Source organism: Stenotrophomonas sp. YJH_SMC_17, assembly GCF_059371655.1.
Window position 1 is genome coordinate 373,787 of the sequence record NZ_JCAFUU010000003.1, and the last position, 16,296, is coordinate 390,082.

General features: G+C 67.4%; 15 protein-coding genes. 10 read left to right on the forward strand and 5 right to left on the reverse strand.

Annotation, left to right across the window (positions count from 1 at the left end):
* Nucleotides 1-26: 26 nt before the first annotated feature.
* Entirely contained in the window at nucleotides 27-1,139 is a 1,113-nt protein-coding gene (locus AC5P8Z_RS11480) for a PLP-dependent cysteine synthase family protein (RefSeq protein ID WP_495229067.1), read from the forward strand.
* A gap of 48 nt (nucleotides 1,140-1,187) precedes the next feature.
* Here the strand turns inward: AC5P8Z_RS11480 and AC5P8Z_RS11485 are convergent, their stop codons facing one another.
* Complete coding sequence (locus AC5P8Z_RS11485; RefSeq protein WP_343229517.1) at nucleotides 1,188-1,592, reverse strand: hypothetical protein; 405 nt, start codon at nucleotides 1,590-1,592, stop codon at nucleotides 1,188-1,190.
* 170 nt (nucleotides 1,593-1,762) lie between these two features.
* Here AC5P8Z_RS11485 and AC5P8Z_RS11490 point away from each other — a divergent pair, with 170 nt between their 5' ends.
* Nucleotides 1,763-3,793 (forward strand): M3 family metallopeptidase, encoded by a 2,031-nt coding sequence (locus AC5P8Z_RS11490; RefSeq protein WP_495229068.1) that lies wholly within the window; start codon nucleotides 1,763-1,765, stop codon nucleotides 3,791-3,793.
* Between the two features lie 82 nt (nucleotides 3,794-3,875).
* On the opposite strand, the gene AC5P8Z_RS11495 is transcribed toward AC5P8Z_RS11490, so the two are convergent.
* Both AC5P8Z_RS11495 and AC5P8Z_RS11500 read right to left on the reverse strand, forming a co-directional pair.
* Nucleotides 3,876-4,679, reverse strand: coding sequence for an SDR family oxidoreductase (locus AC5P8Z_RS11495; protein WP_495229069.1), 804 nt, complete (start codon nucleotides 4,677-4,679; stop codon nucleotides 3,876-3,878).
* Nucleotides 4,676-5,242, reverse strand: coding sequence for a DUF1415 domain-containing protein (locus AC5P8Z_RS11500; protein WP_164147128.1), 567 nt, complete (start codon nucleotides 5,240-5,242; stop codon nucleotides 4,676-4,678). The genes AC5P8Z_RS11495 and AC5P8Z_RS11500 overlap by 4 nt, the downstream gene beginning before the upstream one ends.
* A 193-nt stretch (nucleotides 5,243-5,435) precedes the next feature.
* On the opposite strand from AC5P8Z_RS11500, the gene AC5P8Z_RS11505 reads away from it, so the two are divergent.
* The 3 genes from AC5P8Z_RS11505 (at nucleotide 5,436) to AC5P8Z_RS11515 (ending at nucleotide 9,493) form a co-directional block, all read left to right on the forward strand.
* Nucleotides 5,436-6,902 carry a benzaldehyde dehydrogenase gene (locus AC5P8Z_RS11505; RefSeq protein WP_495229070.1) on the forward strand — a complete coding sequence of 489 codons (1,467 nt, stop codon included), beginning with the start codon at nucleotides 5,436-5,438 and terminating at the stop codon, nucleotides 6,900-6,902.
* Nucleotides 6,903-6,919: 17 nt separating this feature from the next.
* Nucleotides 6,920-8,047 carry an NAD(P)-dependent alcohol dehydrogenase gene (locus tag AC5P8Z_RS11510; RefSeq protein ID WP_286069962.1) on the forward strand — a complete coding sequence of 376 codons (1,128 nt, stop codon included), beginning with the start codon at nucleotides 6,920-6,922 and terminating at the stop codon, nucleotides 8,045-8,047.
* Between the two features lie 348 nt (nucleotides 8,048-8,395).
* A complete protein-coding gene (locus AC5P8Z_RS11515) occupies nucleotides 8,396-9,493 on the forward strand; it encodes a helix-turn-helix domain-containing protein (protein ID WP_495229071.1) in 1,098 nt (365 codons plus the stop codon).
* 35 nt (nucleotides 9,494-9,528) lie between these two features.
* On the opposite strand, the gene AC5P8Z_RS11520 is transcribed toward AC5P8Z_RS11515, so the two are convergent.
* On the reverse strand, nucleotides 9,529-10,011 hold the full coding sequence (locus AC5P8Z_RS11520; protein ID WP_005419468.1) for a YajQ family cyclic di-GMP-binding protein: 483 nt from the start codon (nucleotides 10,009-10,011) through the stop codon (nucleotides 9,529-9,531).
* Nucleotides 10,012-10,102: 91 nt separating this feature from the next.
* Here AC5P8Z_RS11520 and AC5P8Z_RS11525 point away from each other — a divergent pair, with 91 nt between their 5' ends.
* The 3 genes from AC5P8Z_RS11525 to AC5P8Z_RS11535 all read left to right on the forward strand — a co-directional run bounded on the left by AC5P8Z_RS11525 (nucleotide 10,103) and on the right by AC5P8Z_RS11535 (nucleotide 12,898).
* Nucleotides 10,103-10,999 (forward strand): DMT family transporter, encoded by an 897-nt coding sequence (locus AC5P8Z_RS11525; RefSeq protein ID WP_142806776.1) that lies wholly within the window; start codon nucleotides 10,103-10,105, stop codon nucleotides 10,997-10,999.
* A 205-nt stretch (nucleotides 11,000-11,204) separates the two neighbouring features.
* Entirely contained in the window at nucleotides 11,205-12,212 is a 1,008-nt protein-coding gene (locus AC5P8Z_RS11530) for a methionine ABC transporter ATP-binding protein (protein WP_014038545.1), read from the forward strand.
* On the forward strand, nucleotides 12,209-12,898 hold the full coding sequence (locus AC5P8Z_RS11535) for a methionine ABC transporter permease (RefSeq protein ID WP_032961215.1): 690 nt from the start codon (nucleotides 12,209-12,211) through the stop codon (nucleotides 12,896-12,898). The genes AC5P8Z_RS11530 and AC5P8Z_RS11535 overlap by 4 nt, the downstream gene beginning before the upstream one ends.
* A 70-nt stretch (nucleotides 12,899-12,968) precedes the next feature.
* Here the strand turns inward: AC5P8Z_RS11535 and AC5P8Z_RS11540 are convergent, their stop codons facing one another.
* A complete protein-coding gene (locus AC5P8Z_RS11540) occupies nucleotides 12,969-13,571 on the reverse strand; it encodes a lipocalin family protein (RefSeq protein WP_286069959.1) in 603 nt (200 codons plus the stop codon).
* A gap of 128 nt (nucleotides 13,572-13,699) precedes the next feature.
* Here AC5P8Z_RS11540 and AC5P8Z_RS11545 point away from each other — a divergent pair, with 128 nt between their 5' ends.
* A complete protein-coding gene (locus tag AC5P8Z_RS11545) occupies nucleotides 13,700-14,026 on the forward strand; it encodes a hypothetical protein (RefSeq protein WP_286069958.1) in 327 nt (108 codons plus the stop codon).
* Nucleotides 14,027-14,095: 69 nt separating this feature from the next.
* Nucleotides 14,096-16,192 carry a prolyl oligopeptidase family serine peptidase gene (locus tag AC5P8Z_RS11550; protein ID WP_495229072.1) on the forward strand — a complete coding sequence of 699 codons (2,097 nt, stop codon included), beginning with the start codon at nucleotides 14,096-14,098 and terminating at the stop codon, nucleotides 16,190-16,192.
* Nucleotides 16,193-16,296: the final 104 nt, after the last annotated feature.

Below are 16,296 nucleotides of genomic sequence, written 5' to 3' on the forward strand. Positions count from 1 at the left end.
TTCCGTCCTGACAACGATTGCCCGCCATGTCGCAGCGTGAATGGGTGGCCGCCGCCATCCGCAAGATCGAAGCCGATTTCAACCGTTCCGCCGATACCCACCTGATCCCGTTGGCGCTGCCCGGGTTCGAGGGCATCGATGTGTACCTGAAGGATGAATCGAGCCATCCCACCGGCAGCCTGAAGCATCGGCTGGCGCGCTCGCTGTTCCTGTATGCGTTGGCCAATGGCTGGCTGCGCGAAGGGCGGCCGGTGATCGAGGCGTCCAGCGGCTCGACCGCTGTCTCCGAAGCCTATTTCGCGCGACTGCTCGGTTTGCCGTTCATTGCGGTGATCCCGGCCACGACCTCGCCGGAGAAGATCGCGGCGATCGAATTCCATGGCGGTCGCTGCCATCTGGTCGAGCGTGCCTGCGACCTCAACTGTGATTCGGAAAAACTGGCCCGTGAAACCGGCGGCCACTTCATGGACCAGTTCACCTATGCCGAGCGCGCCACCGACTGGCGTGCCAACAACAACATCGCCGAATCCATCTTCAAGCAGATGGCCGAGGAGCCCAGCCCGGTTCCGGAATGGATCGTGTGCAGCCCCGGCACCGGCGGCACCGCCGCTACGCTGGGCCGCTATGTCAGCTACCGGCGGCATGACACCCGCATCCTGTGCGCGGACCCGGAAGTGTCGGTGTTCTTCGATGGCTACAAGGCGGCCGTGGCCGGTGAACAGGACTGGCGTGGCCTGACCTGCAGCGGTGGTTCGCGCGTGGAAGGTATTGGCCGCCCGCGGGTGGAGCCGAGTTTCATCCCTACCAGCGTGGATGCGATGGTGAAGGTACCCGATGCGCTGAGCCTGGCCGCGATGCGCCATGTCAGCCGCCAGCTGGGCCGCCGCGTCGGTGGCTCCACCGGCACCAACTTCATCGGCGTGCTGCAGGCCGCGCAGTGGATGCGCGAGGCGGGCCGCCAGGGCAGCATCGTCAGCATCCTGTGCGACAGCGGCGAGCGCTACGCGCAGAGCTATTACGACCCGGCGTGGTACGCGCGGCAGGGCATTGATGTCGACGGCGCCGATGCGCAACTGGCGGCGGCGGTGGCCGGGCAGGGGCTGCCGGCATTGCCGTGGTGCAGCCTGGAAGTGCTGTAGGACGGTCGACGTTGTCGCCGGGCCACGCCCGGCGATCACGATGGCGTCTCAATACCCTGCCGCGGTGAACGCATCCAGCACCGCATCACGCAGGGCATCGGGCAGCGCCTCGATGTCCATCGCGCGGTCATCAAGATGCAGGCTCGGGTCCAGCGTGCTGGCGCGGCCCTGCGCCAACGCCTGCAGCCACAGCAGCACGCAGATCACGAACTCGCGCTCATGGCCCAGCCGCAGCTGGCTGGCGCCGCGTTCGATCACTTCGAACGGGTACCACTCCTGGGCATCGCTGAACGTGCCGCCCTGCTGCAGCACTGCCTGCAGCTGATGCAGGTGACGCGGGGCGTCGTCGCCGGCATCGCACAATGCGGCGATCCAGGCCAGTTCGGCCGGGCTGGCGGACAATGCCAGTGACCGGGCAGGTGAGGCGGATACAACTGCAGCCAGACCTTCCATGTAGGGCCTCGTTCGGTGCGTACCCCTGCGGACTCCCCCGCAGCCACAGCTTCGGTGCGCGACCGTAAGGCCGACGTGAATGCCGGGCCGAGACCCCTTGTCAGCCACGCCTGCCAGCGCCATATCTATCGGGCTGCCCGCCCGCCGGGCCCGTACCCTGGAGACCTGCCGTGACCGTTGCCAACCCCCTGCTCGATTTTTCCGGCCTGCCGCGTTTCGAGGCGATCCGCCCGGAGCACGTGGCGCCGGCGCTGGATGTGCTGCTGGCCGAGGCGGAAGCCGCAGTCAGCGCCGCCGAGCAGGTGCAGCCGGTCACTTGGCAGACCTTCGTGACCCCGCTGGACGATGCCACCGAACGCCTCTGGCGCGCCTGGGGCCTGGTCGGCCACCTGCAGGGCGTGGTCAACACGCCGGAACTGCGCGAGGCCTACAACAGCAACCTGCCGCGGGTGACCCGCTTTGCCAGTGCACTGGGCCAGAACCTGGCGTTGTATCGCCAGTACCAGGCACTGGCCGGCAGCCCCGAGGCGGCGACCTTCGACGAGGCCCAGCGCAAGGTGCTGGACAACACCCTGCGCGATTTCCGCCTGGGGGGCGCCGAACTGGCGCCCGAGGCCCAGCAGCGCTTCGCCACGATCAAGGAGGAACTGTCGGCGCTGTCGGCAAAGTTCTCGCAGAACGTGCTGGACGCTACCGATGCGTGGTCGCTGATCATCGAGGACGAAGCGCGCTTGGCCGGCCTGCCCGATGACGTGAAGGCCGCCGCGCACGCGGCGGCAGAAAAGGATGGGAAAGCAGGCTGGAAACTGACCCTGCAGATGCCGTGCTACCTGCCGGTGCAGACCTGGGGCGAGGACCGTGACCTGCGCGAGATCCTGTATCGCGCCAGCGCGCAGCGCGCATCCGAATTCGGCGACGACGCGCTGGACAACAGCGGCAATATCGACCGCATCCTCGCCCTGCGCGCGGAACTGGCGGCGCTGCTCGGCTTCGGTTCGTACGGCGATTATTCGGTGGCGACCAAGATGGCGCAGGACCCGGCCGAAGTACTCGGCTTCCTGCGTGACCTCGCTGCACGCGCCAAGCCGTTCGCGGACAAGGACCGCGCCGAGCTGGAGCAGTTTGCGCGCGAGCAGCTGGGTATCGAGTCTTTGCAGGCCTGGGACCTGGCCTTCGCCGCCGACCGCCTGAAGCAGGCGCGCTACAGCTATTCCGAGCAGGACGTGAAGCAGTACTTCACCGAACCGAAGGTGCTGGGTGGCCTGTTCTCGGTGATCGAGCAGCTGTACGGCCTGCGTGTGCAGGAGGACAGCGCACCGGTGTGGCATGACGACGTGCGCTTCTTCCGCCTGGTCGACGGACAGGGCGCGCTCGTTGGCCAGTTCTATCTGGATCTGTACGCGCGCGAAGGCAAGCGCGGTGGTGCTTGGATGGATGATTGCCGCAACCGCCGCGTGCGCGCGGACGGCAGCGTGCAGACGCCGCTGGTCTATCTGGTGTGCAACTTCGGTCGTGGTGCCAATGGCAAGCCGGCTACCTTCAGCCACAACGAAGTGACCACGCTGTTCCATGAGATGGGCCATGGGCTGCACCAGCTGCTGACCCGCATCGGCGAACTGGGCGTGGCCGGTATCAATGGCGTGGAATGGGATGCAGTGGAGCTGCCCAGCCAGTTCATGGAGAACTTCTGCTGGGAGTGGGATCACCTGCAGGCGATGACCGCGCACGTGGACAGTGGCGAGCCGCTGCCACGCGTGCTGTACGAACGGATGCTGGCTGCACGCAACTTCCATAGCGGCATGGCGACCGTGCGCCAGTTGGAATTCGGCCTGTTCGACATGCTGCTGCACAGCCAGTTCGAGCCGGCGCAGGACAGCGTGCTGGCGCTGCTTGATCGGGTGCGCGCGGAGGTGGCGGTGAACCATCCGCCGGTCTGGAACCGCTTCCCGCACCAGTTCAGCCACATCTTCGCGGGGGGCTATGCGGCTGGCTACTACAGCTACAAGTGGGCCGAGGTGCTGAGCGCCGATGCCTACGCCGCGTTCGAGGAAGCGCCGCAGGCGCTCGCGGAAACCGGTGCACGCTTCCGCGATGAGATCCTGTCGCGGGGTGGCAGCCGCCCGGCGGCTGAGAACTTCAAGGCCTTCCGCGGCCGCTCACCGCAGATCGACGCGCTGCTGCGCCATTCGGGCATGGCGTGAACCGCTCTGGTAGGTGCCAACCTTGGTTGGCACTTTCCGGCAATGGTGCGGACCAAGGTCCGCACCCACCGGAAAGCGGTGCTTATTCGGCGTAGATCATCTTCCGGGTCATGCCGCCGTCGACGATGAAGTCCTGTCCGGTGGTGAAGCCGGACAGCGAGGACAGCAGATACACCCCCAGTGCACCGATATCTTCAGGGCGGCCGACCCGGCCGACCGGATGCTGGGCGTGGTCGGTGGCCGAGTAATCGGGCTCGTGGCGGCGCGAGGGTGCCTGCCAGGCCGTGGTACCGATCCAGCCGGGGCTGATGCTGTTCACCCGCACCGCCGGGCCGGCGCTGATCGCCAGCGCATGGGTGAACGCGACCAGCCCGCCTTTGGCCGCCGCATAGGCCTCGCTGTGCGCCTCCGATTGCCAGGCACGGGTCGAAGCGATGTTGATGATCGCGCCGGCGGCACTGGCCGACAGCGCGGGCAGCGCGTGCTTGCTGCACAGGAAGGCGCCATGCAGCGACGACAGGCGGCGCTGCCACTCGTCCCACTCCATGTCCTGCAGCCGCGTGCCGTGTGGCCCTGCGATGCCGGCATTGTTGACCAGCCCGTCGATGCGGCCGAAGCGACGCAGCGCCACGGCGATGAACGCGCGCACGCTGGCTTCGTCAGTGATGTCCAGGCGCTGGAACGCGGCGTCATCACCGCGCTGCCATTCCACCAGACACGCTTCGCCGGCCTCCACGTCCAGGTCGCCGATCAGCACGCGGCCACCGGCACCGAGCACGGCCTGCGCGATGCCGCGGCCGATGCCGTTGGCACCCCCGGTGACAATCACCACCTTGCCCGACAGCGGCGCGGCCAGCCATGCGGCAATCGGCGGCACGCCGCTCATGACAGGTCGTCGCCACGCAGGCGGCGATGCCAACCGTCCACGCCGATGCGGTCCAGGGTCTGGATGTTGCGCTCGACGATCACGTCCGGGTCCGGATAGACGTCCACCGCGCGCGCCACGCTGTCCTCGCGCAGCAGGTGCAGGGTGGGGAAGGGGGCGCGGTTGGTGTAGTTGCTGGCGTCGTCGGCGGCCACGCCCTCGAACTGGTAATCCGGATGGAAGCTGGCCACCTGCAGGATGCCCTGCAGGTCCAGTGCCTCGATCGCGGCGTCGGCGTTGTCGAGGAAGTCGTTGTAGTCGAGGAAATCGGTCAGCACCTGCGGATGCACGATCAGCGTGGTATCGATCTGCTCGGCCGGCGTATCGCGCAGCAGCACCAGCTCCTCGGCCAGCTGTTCGACCAGCGCTTCCGGCGTGGTCGCATCACTGAGCACGAAACGGACCTGGTCCTTCACGTACACCGCCTTGGCGAACGGGCACAGGTTCAGCCCGATGACGATGCGCTCCAGCCACAGGCGGGTGGCGGCGATCGGGTCATCGGTGGGCAGGTGGGCATCGGTCATGGCGGGCACGTCGGCTGGCGGGGCGGACATTGTAGGCAGTGTGCCGCCGCCGCGCTGTTCACTGTGCAGGAACTGGACAGTCGTCATGCTGGAAATCCCCGCCGATTCAAGCCCTTGCGGGCGGCCGGTGGATGGCCGATTGCCTGCCGCGGACGGCGGGCGTGGAATGGGCGCACGACACAGGAGGACACCCATGACTGCATCTTCTCCGTGGCTGCCGGATGCCCTTTGGGCCGGCGCCTTCTTCGATGGTCACTGGCAGGCGGCCGAGCAACGGCAGCCGGTGATTGAGCCGGCCACCGGCAACACCCTCGGCGAAATCGGCCTGGCCGACCCGGCGCAGGTAGCGCGCTCGGCGGCGGCCGCTGCACAGGCGCAACAGGCGTGGGCGTCCGCGCCTTACGAGCAGCGCGCAGAGGTGCTGCGCAACGCGGCACGCCTGGCCGAGGAACACATCGACACCCTGGTGGAGTGGCTGGTGCGCGAAAGCGGCTCGACACGGCTCAAGGCCGGCTTCGAAGCAAAGGTGACGATCAAGGCGCTGCACGAAGCTGCGGCGCTACCGTCGCGCAGCACCGGCGAGATCCTGCCCTCGGAGCCGGGTCGGCTGAACCTGGCGCGACGCCGGCCGCTGGGCGTGGTCGGCGTCATCTCGCCCTTCAACTTCCCGCTGTACCTGGCCATGCGCGCGGTGGCGCCGGCCATCGCGCTGGGCAACGCCGTGGTGCTAAAGCCGGACCCGCGCACGGCGGTGTGCGGCGGCGCGGTGATCGCACGCCTGTTCGAACAGGCCGGTCTGCCGGCGGGGGTTCTGCACATGCTGCCCGGTGATGGCGCAGCGGGTGCAGCGCTGACCAGCGATCCGCACGTGGCGATGATCCAGTTCACCGGTTCCACCGCAGCTGGACGCAAGGTCGGCGAAGCGGCGGGCAAGCACCTGAAGAAGGTCTCGCTGGAGCTGGGCGGCAAGAACTCGCTGATCATTCTCGACGATGCCGACCTCGACCTGGCGGTGGCCAACACCGCATGGGGCGTGTACCTGCATCAGGGCCAGATCTGCATGGCGACCGGCCGCGTGCTGGTGCAGCGGAAGATCCATGCCGCGTTCCTGCAGAAGCTGGTGGCCAAGGCCAATTCGCTGAAGGTGGGCGACCCGGCGCGCGAAGACGTGGCGATCGGCCCGCTGATCAATGCTGGCCAGCGTGACCACGCCACGCGCGTGGTCGAACAGGCCGTGCAGGCCGGTGCCTCGCTGGAGGCGGGCGGTACCCATCGCGATCTGTTCTTCGCACCGACCGTGCTTGGCAACGTCTCTGCCGACAATCCGGCGTTCAACGAGGAAATCTTCGCACCGGTGGCGGTGGTGGTGCCGTTCGACGATGACGAGGATGCCGTGCGCCTGGCCAACGACAGCGAGTACGGCCTGTCGATGGCCATCGTGTCCAGCAATGTCGGGCGCGCGCTGAAACTCGGTGAGCGCCTGCGCACCGGCCTGCTGCATATCAATGACCAGACCGTGAACGACGAAGTGATCAACCCGTTCGGCGGCGTCGGTGCGTCCGGCAACGGCACCAGCATCGGTGGCCCCGCCAACGGGGAGGAGTTCACCCAGTGGCAGTGGTTGACCGTCAAGGGCGAAGCGCCCGCTTACCCGATCTGATCGAAGGAGCCATCACGATGAACGACAAGACCACAACCCACGAGATCACCGCTGCCGTGGTCCGCGGCAAAGAACAGCCCTTCGTCATCGAGCAGGCCCGGCTGCGTGGCCCGCAGGACGACGAGGTATTGGTGAAGGTGGTGGCGACGGGCCTGTGCCACACCGACCTGATCGTGCGCGACCAGTACTACCCGGTGCCGCTGCCGGCAGTGCTCGGCCATGAGGGGGCTGGCATCGTCGAGGCGGTGGGCCCGAACGTGCGCGACCTCAAGGTGGGCGACCATGTGGTGCTGACCTATGGCGCCTGCGGTCACTGCAATCCCTGCCGGGGCGGCCACGGTGCCTACTGCAATGACTTCTTTGCGCTGAACTTCGGTGGCGATGATGGCCACGGCCATACCGCGATCACCGATGCGCAGGGCCAGCCGCTGCACGACCATTTCTTCGCGCAGTCTTCGTTTGCCACCTTCGCCATCGCGCGCGAGATCAACGCGATCAAGGTACCCGACGATGCGCCGCTGGAACTGCTGGGCCCGCTGGGCTGCGGCATCCAGACCGGTGCCGGTGCGGTGCTCAATTCGCTGCAGGTGCGGTCGGGCAGCAGTTTCGCCAGCTACGGTGCCGGCGCGGTGGGCCTGAGTGCGGTGATGGCGGCGAAGGTGGCCGGTGCCACCACCATCATCGCCATCGACGTGGTGCCCTCGCGGCTGGAGCTGGCGCTGGAACTGGGCGCCACCCACGTGGTGAACAGCCGCGAAACCGACGTGATCGAGGCCGTACGCGCGATTACCGGCGGTGGTGCGGACTTCGCGCTGGAATCGACCGGTCGCCCTGAGGTGCTGTCGGCGGGTATCGAGGCGCTGGGCGGCTTGGGCATGATGGGCGTGGTCGGCGCACCGAAGCTGGGCACCACCGCCAGTTTCGATGTGAACAACCTGCTGCTCGGTGGTCGCAGCATCCGCGGCATCGTGGAAGGCGACAGCGTGCCGCAGGTGTTCATTCCGCAGCTGGTCACGCTGTTCCTGCAGGGCCGCTTCCCGTTCGACAAGCTGGTGAAGTTCTATCCGCTGGAACAGATCAACCAGGCGGCGGAGGACAGTACGAAGGGAATCACGCTCAAGCCGATTCTGCGCATCGCGGCCTGAGCAGAGGGTGGGATTGCAGGGCTGCGCCCTGCACCCGCCGAAGCAACGGCAAAAGCAAAAGCGGGCATTCCGTGGGATGGCGGGGTGGGGCCGGTTGCGGGGGACGCCGTGAATACGTCCGTGTAGGCTCGGTCGCGCCATCCGTGGCGCTCACGCCCCCGCAACCGGACCCACCCCGCCTTCGACAGGTTCCCGCGGCTGTTGGTGGGTGCCGACCGTTGGTCGGCACGGGGTCGGATCCGTTTTCCAAAGGAAAACGGCTTTGACCCCTTGTTTGAACCGCTGGCGGAAACATTCCGTTGTCGGAACGTAACGTGGCGTTGCCGCCGACGGGTGTACGCTGCCTCCATGATGGCCACGACAGTCGGGCAGCAGCAGTTGATGGCGGCACGTGCCGCCTTCGCGGAGGGCGATCCGCGCTCATTGGGCGTGTTGCCGCTGCCACTGCAGCAGTCATGGCTGCGGTCACGCGCGGCAGGCCTGCTGCCCGGGCAGGAGCCGGAGTACCGTCCGTTGCTGGGCGATGGCCGGCATCTTTCCGATCCCGGCGACCGCCGGCTGGCGCGCTGCGTGCGGCCGGAGCTGGAACAGTTGTGGGCTGCCTTTGGTGGGCGTGGATGGACGATGTTCTGCGCCAATCGCGAAGGCGTGGTGATCGCGCAGCAGGCCCATGGCCTGGAAGATGCGCCCCTGCTGCGACCGATCCAGGTCGGTCGGCGGCTGGGGGAGACGGAGATCGGTACTACCGCCCCGGCGGTGAGCCTGGCTGACGACGTGCCGGCGCTGGTACGCGGCAACGAGCACTACCTGCAGCGCTTTGCGCCGGTGTTCTGCCTCAGCGAGCCGCTGCATGATCTTGAGGGGCAGGTATGCGGAGTGATCGATATCACCGGCCTGGGTGAGCGCGATCCCTCGTTGCTGCAGGGCTATTTCCGGCAGGCCGCTCTGGCCAGCGAGAACCGGCTGTTCCACACGCTTGCCGACGTGCACCTGTTGGCGCTGCAGCACGATCCACGTTGGCTGGCGTCACCGTTGCAGGGCCTGTTGGCGGTGCAGGAGGACGGCCAACTGCGCGCGGCCAACCGTGTTGCGCGGCGCCTGCTGGGCCTGCCGCGTCGGGGGCCGTTGCCGTTGTTGAATCTTGAGACGGTCTTTGCCGGTGCCAGCGCTGCGCAGCGGCGACGCCTGCTGCAACCCGGAGCGCCGCATCGGGTGCGGGTAGGCGAGAGCAGTGCGGTTTACCTGCAGCACCTGCAGGCGCCGCGGAAGGTCGCTGGCCGCAGCGCGCAACGGCCTTCAGCGGTGGCGATGGATGCACCGCTGCTGCGTGATCAGCAGCGTGACGCGGCGCGCCGTGCTGCGCAGGCGGCGGACGGCAATCTGAGCCTGGCCGCACGCCAGCTGGGTATCTCGCGCACGACGTTGTACAAGCTGCTGCGCGGTTGACGTTGCAGTCCGCCGGGCCATGCCCGGCGGGCAGATCAATCGCGGAAATTGTTGAACTGCAGCGGCAGCTCGAACTTGCCGGCCTTGAGCACGGCGATGGCGTCCTGCAGGTCATCGCGCTTCTTGCCCTGCACACGCAGCTTGTCGCCGTTGATCTGGCTCTCCACCTTCAGCTTCGCTTCCTTCAGCGCGGCGGCGATCTTCTTGGCGATCTTCTGCTCGATGCCCTGCTTGACGGTGATCTTCTGCCGGGCCTGGGCCAGGTTGGTCTCGATGTCGCCGAACTCCAGGCTGAGCACATCGATGCCGCGCGCGGCCAGGCGTGCACGCAGGATGTCGTTCATCTGCTTGAGCTGGAATTCGGTCGGCGCGAACTGGTTGATCACATCGCCATCGCGCTCGAACTTCGCGTCGACGCCCTTGAAATCGAAGCGGGTGGCCAGTTCGCGGTTGGCCTGGTCGATGGCGTTGGTCAGTTCGTGGGTGTCGACTTCAGACACGACGTCGAAGGAAGGCATGGGCGTGGCTCCGCGGAATTCAGTGGCGGCCATTCTATCGCGGCGCCCATGCCCGGCGCCCGGCGGGGCGCGCGGTCGGCGATAATGGGCCATGAACGTGCAACGCTCCCCTTCGCGCGCGGTGGCCTGGATGGTCGCGGCGGTCGCCTGTTTCTCGCTGATGGACGCTGGCATGAAGCAGCTGTCGGCCAGTTATCCCACGCTGGAAGTGACCTTCCTGCGCGGTGCGGCCTCTTTGCCGTTCGTGCTGGTGTGGGTGCTGGTCAGTGCCGGGCCACGCTCGCTGGTGCCGCGGCGCTGGGGCCTGCACCTGCTGCGTGGCGCGCTGGGCATGGCGATGATCGGCTGCTTCGTGTTCGCCCTGCGCGACCTGCCGCTGTCCACCGCCTACACCATCTACTTCGTTGCGCCGCTGCTGATCGCTGCACTCTCGGTGCCGCTGCTGGGTGAGCGGGTCGGGCCGCGGCGCTGGGTGGCCATCGGCATCGGCCTGATCGGCGTGCTGGTGGTGCTGCGACCGGGCGTGGACGGCTTCATCTCGGTGCCCGGCCTGATGGTGCTGGCGGCGGCGACGGCCTATGCCGTGGCCGCGATCACGGTCAGCCTGCTGACCCGCACCGACACCTCGCAGTCGATGGTGGTCTGGTTCCTGGTGATCATGGCCATCGGTGCCGGGCTGCTGGCCCTTCCCGGCTGGGTGCCGCTGCAGCTGGCGCATGCGCCGCTGATCGCCGGCATGGGCCTGGCCGGGGCGCTGGGCCAGATCGCCCTGACCAAGGCCTTCCAGCTGGGCGAGGCGTCGATGATCGCGCCGCTGGAGTACAGCGGCCTGGTCTGGGTGATCGGCTGGGACCTGGCCTTCTGGGGCCAGCTGCCGGACGGCTACACCTGGGTGGGGGCGGCGATCATCGTTGCTTCGGGCCTGTACCTGCTGCACCGCGAGCGCCTGAACCGGGTGCAGCCGCCGAAGCCGCTGGACCATCCCTGAATCTGCCCGGGATGGGGTCAGAGCCCCTTCGGGGATCCGACCCCGGGGGCAGACCCTCGCAGGGGCTCTGACCCCCACCGTCATCCCCGTTACACGCGACTTAGAACCAAAATGAATAACATTCTGGCCCATGGCGCGGGCGCGCGAGCGCCGGCGCTGGTAGGCTGCACGCCCCCTTCCGTCACCCAGCCGGTGAGCCACGCCCGTGATCGAGTTCCAGCGCCTGCACAAATCCTATGCCGTTGCCGGCCGCGAAGTCAGCGCGCTGCAACCGCTGGACCTGACCATCGAAGCCGGTGAGGTGTTCGGCATCATCGGCCATTCCGGCGCCGGCAAGTCGACCCTGATCCGCATGATCAACCGCCTGGAAGAGCCCAGCGGTGGCCGTCTGCTGATCGGCGGCGAGGATGTCACCGCACTGGACGCGGATGGCCTGCGCACGCTGCGCCGGCGCATCGGCATGATCTTCCAGCACTTCAACCTGCTCTCCTCGCGCACGGTGGCCGGCAATGTGGCCTTCCCACTGGAGCTGGCCGGCACGCCGAAGGCGGAGATCGACGCGCGTGTGGCCGAGCTGCTGCAGACCGTTGGCCTGGAGGCGCACGCGCAGAAGTACCCGGCGCAGCTGTCCGGCGGCCAGAAGCAGCGCGTGGGCATTGCGCGCGCGCTGGCGACCCGTCCGCAGATCCTGCTGTGTGACGAAGCCACCAGCGCGCTCGACCCGCAGACCACGGCCTCGGTGCTGTCGCTGCTGTCGAAGATCAATCGCGAGCTGGGCCTGACCATCGTGCTGATCACCCACGAGATGGATGTGATCCGCCGCGTCTGCGACCGCGTCGCGGTACTCGACGCTGGGCAGATGGTCGAGACCGGACCGGTCACCCGCGTGTTCCTGCACCCGCAGCACCCGACCACGCGCCGGTTCGTCAGTGAATCGGAGCATGTGGACGAGGGTGCGCTGCACCGCGATTTCGACGTGGTCGGCGGCCGCATCGTGCGCCTGACGTTCCTCGGTGGCGACACCTACGAACCCCTGCTCGGCAGTGTCGCGCGGCAGACCGGCGTCGACTACAACATCCTGTCCGGCCGCATTGACCGGATCAAGGACACCCCGTATGGCCAGCTGGTGGTCGCCCTGGTGGGCGGCGACCAGTCCGCCGCGCAGGCCGCGTTCGTGGCCGCCGGCGTGCATGTTGAGGAACTGCGTCGATGATCATCGCTACTGCCGGCGGCTTCTTCCGCCACCTGGATGCGGGCAAGTGGGCCGACATCGGCCAGGCCACCATCGACACCCTGCTGATGCTGCTCGGTTCGCTGCCGCTGACCCTGGCCATCGGCCTGCCGCTGGGCGTGCTGCTGTACCTGTTCGGCGCACCGCAGATGAAGCGCCGTCCGTTCGCCTATGGCGTGCTGGCGCTGGTGGTGAACCTGCTGCGCTCGGTGCCTTTCATCATCCTGATGATCGTGCTGATTCCGGTCACCCTGTTCCTGATGGGAACCTCGCTGGGCGTGCGTGGTGCGATCGTGCCGCTGGTCATTGGTGCCGCACCGTTCTATGCGCGCCTGGTCGAGACCGCGTTGCGCGAGGTTGACCGCGGCGTGATCGAAGCGACCCAGGCGATGGGCGCCACCACCTGGCAGCTGGTTACCCGCGTGCTGCTGCCGGAAGCGCGCCCGGGCCTGATCGCCGGTGCGACGGTGACCACCGTCGCGCTGATCGGTTTCACCGCGATGGGCGGCGCCATCGGTTCCGGCGGCCTGGGCGATCTGGCGTTCCGCGACGGCTACCAGCGTTCGCACACCGACGTGGCGCTGGTCACCGTGGTCCTGCTGCTGGTGCTGGTGCAGCTGCTGCAGATGCTCGGCGACCGCCTGGTCGCACACTACAGCCGCAGATAACAGAATGCCGGGCGGCGCCCGGCATCTCGTTCGGGTAGTGCCGGCCGCTGGCCGGCAATCCCACGAGCGATCAACGCACGTTCGGCACTTCGTAGCCCAGCTTGCCGACCTGCTCGGGATGCTGCGGTACGCGCTTGAGCTTGTCGGTATTCACGCCGTACTCGTCGCGCAGGCGCTCGGCCAGCTCCTTGTACAGCGCCTTGTCCATGTCCGGCGTGCGCGAGAAGATCCAGGCCATCTCGCGGCCCGGGTACCCGATCAGCGCCCAGGAGTAATCCGGTGCCACTTCCAGCACCCGCGAATGGGTCGGCACTACGCGGTAGAACCAGGTGCGCCAGCCGTGGTTGCCGCTGTCCGGGTCGACGCTGGCGCGGGCACGCACTTCCTGCAGCGGTTCACCGAAGCCATCGCGATAGCGGTAGGTGATGCCGACCTTGTGCGCGTCGCGCAGCTCGTACTCGTTGACGCTGGCGACATGGCCACGTTCGATGAAGTTCGGCACGCGGCCGATCACATACCAGGTGCCCATGAAGCGCTTCAGGTCAATCGGTGCGTCCAGGGCGGCCGCACCAGAGGCGCTGGTACGGGGCGACGGCGGCTCACTGGCGGCCACGGCGGGGCCGGCCAGGGAAAGGGCCAGCAGCACGGCGCAGAACGGGCGGATCGAAGTCATGCGGGAGCGGGCTCGGATGGGCTTTGCCCGAGCATGGTCGACTGTGCGTGCGGGATCCGTCAATGGTGTCGCAACCTGTGAGAAGGGACAGGCCCAAGCTGTGTTGCATCGTCCACCGGAGAAGCCCCATGAACGCACGTTCCGTCCGCCGCCCTGCAACTGAACGCGTCAGCCTGGAGCGCACCGACCCGCGCCTGCTGCGCAGCGTGCGGCAGGTGGCCCTGGCCGGCTTGGCCCTGGTACTGGTATGGCCCGCCGCGCGTGGCAGCAACGCCTGGCTGGGCTGGCTGCCGATGTGGCTGGTGGGCATGCCGCTGGTGGCATGGTGGGCGCTGCTGCGCTTCCCGCTGCCACGCCTGTCGTGGTTGCGGCTGGCGCGTCGCACCGGTGGACAGGCGCGTCGCCGCAGCCGTGGCGCGGCCGGTGGCCGCCGCGGCTCGACGGCGGCGGCCTGACCTTCGACACGGGGGCGGCCGTGGCGATCCGTGCTAGCGTTCCTCGGCTTATGACTGCCTGGAGCTGCAATGTCACGATTCGCTTCCGCCTGCCTGCTGGCCGGCATGATGACCGCTGCCTCGGTGGGGACCGCCGTGGCCGCTGAAGACACCGATCGCTATGCCTGGCTCGAGGACGTCACCGGCGACAAGCCGCTGTCCTGGGTCAAGGAACAGAACGCCAAGTCCGAGGCGCGCCTGGCGCAGACCCCGGCCTTCAAGCAGATGGAGGCCAGCATCCGCGAGGTGCTCGACTCCGACGCCAAGATTCCCGCCGTGCAGAAGATCGGCGACTACTACTACAACTTCTGGAAGGACCAGCAGCACGAGCGCGGCCTGTGGCGGCGCACCACGCTGGCCGAGTACCGCAAGGCCTCGCCGCAGTGGGAAACCGTGCTCGACCTGGATGCGCTGAACAAGGCCGAGGGCGAAAACTGGGTCTGGCACGGCGCCGACTGCCTGCGCCCGGACTACAGCCGCTGCCTGATCGCGCTGTCGCGCGGCGGTGCTGATGCCGACGTCACCCGCGAGTTCGACCTGGCCAACAAGACCTGGATCAAGGACGGCTTCTTCCGTCCCGAGTCGAAGGGTGGCCTCAACTGGATTGATCGCGACACCGTGTTCGTCTACACCGACTTCGGCGCCGGCACGATGACCACGTCCGGCTACCCGCGCGTGGCCAAGCTGTGGAAGCGCGGCACGCCGATGGCCTCGGCCAGCGTGGTCTATGAAGGCAAGCCGGAGGACATGTACATCGCGGCGATGCACGATGACACCCCGGGCTTCGAACGCAACCTGGTCAGCCGCACGCTGGCGTTCTACAACAACGAGATCTACCTGCGTGGCGACGATGGCAGGCTGACCAAGATCGACGCGCCGAACTCGGCCGAGAAGGGCCTGCACAAGCAGTGGCTGACCCTGGAGCTGCGTGATCCGTGGACCGTCGGTGGCAAGACCTATGCGTCCGGTTCGCTGCTGGCAACCCGGCTGGACGACTTCCTGGCCGGCAAGCGCGAGTTCGACGTGCTGTTCACCCCGACCGCGACCACCTCGCTGGCCAGCGCCATCTGGACCAGGAGCCACTTGGTGCTGAACGTGCTGGACGACGTCAAGAACCGCCTGTCGGTGCTGACTCCGGGCGCCAATGGTTGGCAGACCAGCCGCTTTGTCGGTGCGCCGGCCTTCGGCACGCTGGGCGTGGCGGCGGTCGACAGCAATGACAGCGATGCGGTGTGGCTGACCGCCACCGACTACCTGACCCCGACCACGCTGGCACTGGCTGAAATCGGCCAGGCCCCGGAAACGCTGAAGACCATGCCGGCCTTCTTCGATGCCAAGGGCAAGGTGATTGAGCAGCACTTCGCTACCAGCAAGGACGGCACCCGCGTGCCGTACTTCGTGGTGCACGACAAGGCGATGAAGCTCGACGGCTCCAACCCGACCCTGCTGTACGGCTACGGTGGCTTCGAGATTTCGCTGACCCCGAGCTATTCCGGTGGCATGGGTCGCGCCTGGCTGGACAAGGGCGGCGTGTACGTGGTCGCCAACATCCGTGGCGGTGGCGAGTATGGCCCGCGCTGGCACCAGGCGGCGCTTAAGCAGAACCGTCACAAGGCCTATGAAGACATGGCCGCGGTGGCGCGCGATCTGGTCAAGCGCAAGATCACCACCGCCAAGCACCTGGGCGTGCAGGGCGGCAGCAACGGTGGCCTGTTGACCGGCAACATGCTCACCCAGTACCCGGAACTGTTCGGTGCGGTGGTGGTGCAGGTGCCGCTGCTGGACATGAAGCGCTACAGCCACCTGCTGGCCGGCGCCTCGTGGATGGCCGAGTACGGCAACCCGGACACCAGCGACTGGGAGTTCATCAAGACCTTCTCGCCGTACCACCTGTTCGACGCGAAGAAGAACTACCCGCCGGTGCTGTTCACCACCTCCACCCGCGATGACCGCGTGCACCCGGGCCATGCACGCAAGATGGCGGCGAAGATGATCGACGCCGGCAAGGACGTGACCTACTACGAGAACATCGAAGGTGGCCACGGCGGCGCAGCCAACAACGCGCAGGCTGCACACATGTCGGCGCTGGCCTACAGCTTCCTGTGGGAACGCCTCGGCGGTAAGTGATGGAATGAAAAACGCCGCCTTCGGGCGGCGTTTTTCGTTGGGTCCGCGTATCCACGTGGCGTGGAGCCAGTAGATCCACGCCATGCGTGGATGCTGTTCGAGCA

What these genes read in the sequence shown, in the direction of transcription:
- AC5P8Z_RS11535 (WP_032961215.1), top strand. Translation starts at nt 12,209, where the DNA reads ATGATCATCGCTACTGCCGGCGGCTTCTTCCGCCACCTGGATGCGGGC.
- AC5P8Z_RS11485 (WP_343229517.1), bottom strand. Translation starts at nt 1,592, where the DNA reads ATGGAAGGTCTGGCTGCAGTTGTATCCGCCTCACCTGCCCGGTCACTG.
- AC5P8Z_RS11500 (WP_164147128.1), bottom strand. Translation starts at nt 5,242, where the DNA reads ATGACCGATGCCCACCTGCCCACCGATGACCCGATCGCCGCCACCCGC.
- AC5P8Z_RS11505 (WP_495229070.1), top strand. Translation starts at nt 5,436, where the DNA reads ATGACTGCATCTTCTCCGTGGCTGCCGGATGCCCTTTGGGCCGGCGCC.
- AC5P8Z_RS11495 (WP_495229069.1), bottom strand. Translation starts at nt 4,679, where the DNA reads ATGAGCGGCGTGCCGCCGATTGCCGCATGGCTGGCCGCGCCGCTGTCG.
- AC5P8Z_RS11545 (WP_286069958.1), top strand. Translation starts at nt 13,700, where the DNA reads ATGAACGCACGTTCCGTCCGCCGCCCTGCAACTGAACGCGTCAGCCTG.
- AC5P8Z_RS11550 (WP_495229072.1), top strand. Translation starts at nt 14,096, where the DNA reads ATGTCACGATTCGCTTCCGCCTGCCTGCTGGCCGGCATGATGACCGCT.
- AC5P8Z_RS11510 (WP_286069962.1), top strand. Translation starts at nt 6,920, where the DNA reads ATGAACGACAAGACCACAACCCACGAGATCACCGCTGCCGTGGTCCGC.
- AC5P8Z_RS11515 (WP_495229071.1), top strand. Translation starts at nt 8,396, where the DNA reads ATGATGGCCACGACAGTCGGGCAGCAGCAGTTGATGGCGGCACGTGCC.
- AC5P8Z_RS11520 (WP_005419468.1), bottom strand. Translation starts at nt 10,011, where the DNA reads ATGCCTTCCTTCGACGTCGTGTCTGAAGTCGACACCCACGAACTGACC.
- AC5P8Z_RS11480 (WP_495229067.1), top strand. Translation starts at nt 27, where the DNA reads ATGTCGCAGCGTGAATGGGTGGCCGCCGCCATCCGCAAGATCGAAGCC.
- AC5P8Z_RS11540 (WP_286069959.1), bottom strand. Translation starts at nt 13,571, where the DNA reads ATGACTTCGATCCGCCCGTTCTGCGCCGTGCTGCTGGCCCTTTCCCTG.
- AC5P8Z_RS11525 (WP_142806776.1), top strand. Translation starts at nt 10,103, where the DNA reads ATGAACGTGCAACGCTCCCCTTCGCGCGCGGTGGCCTGGATGGTCGCG.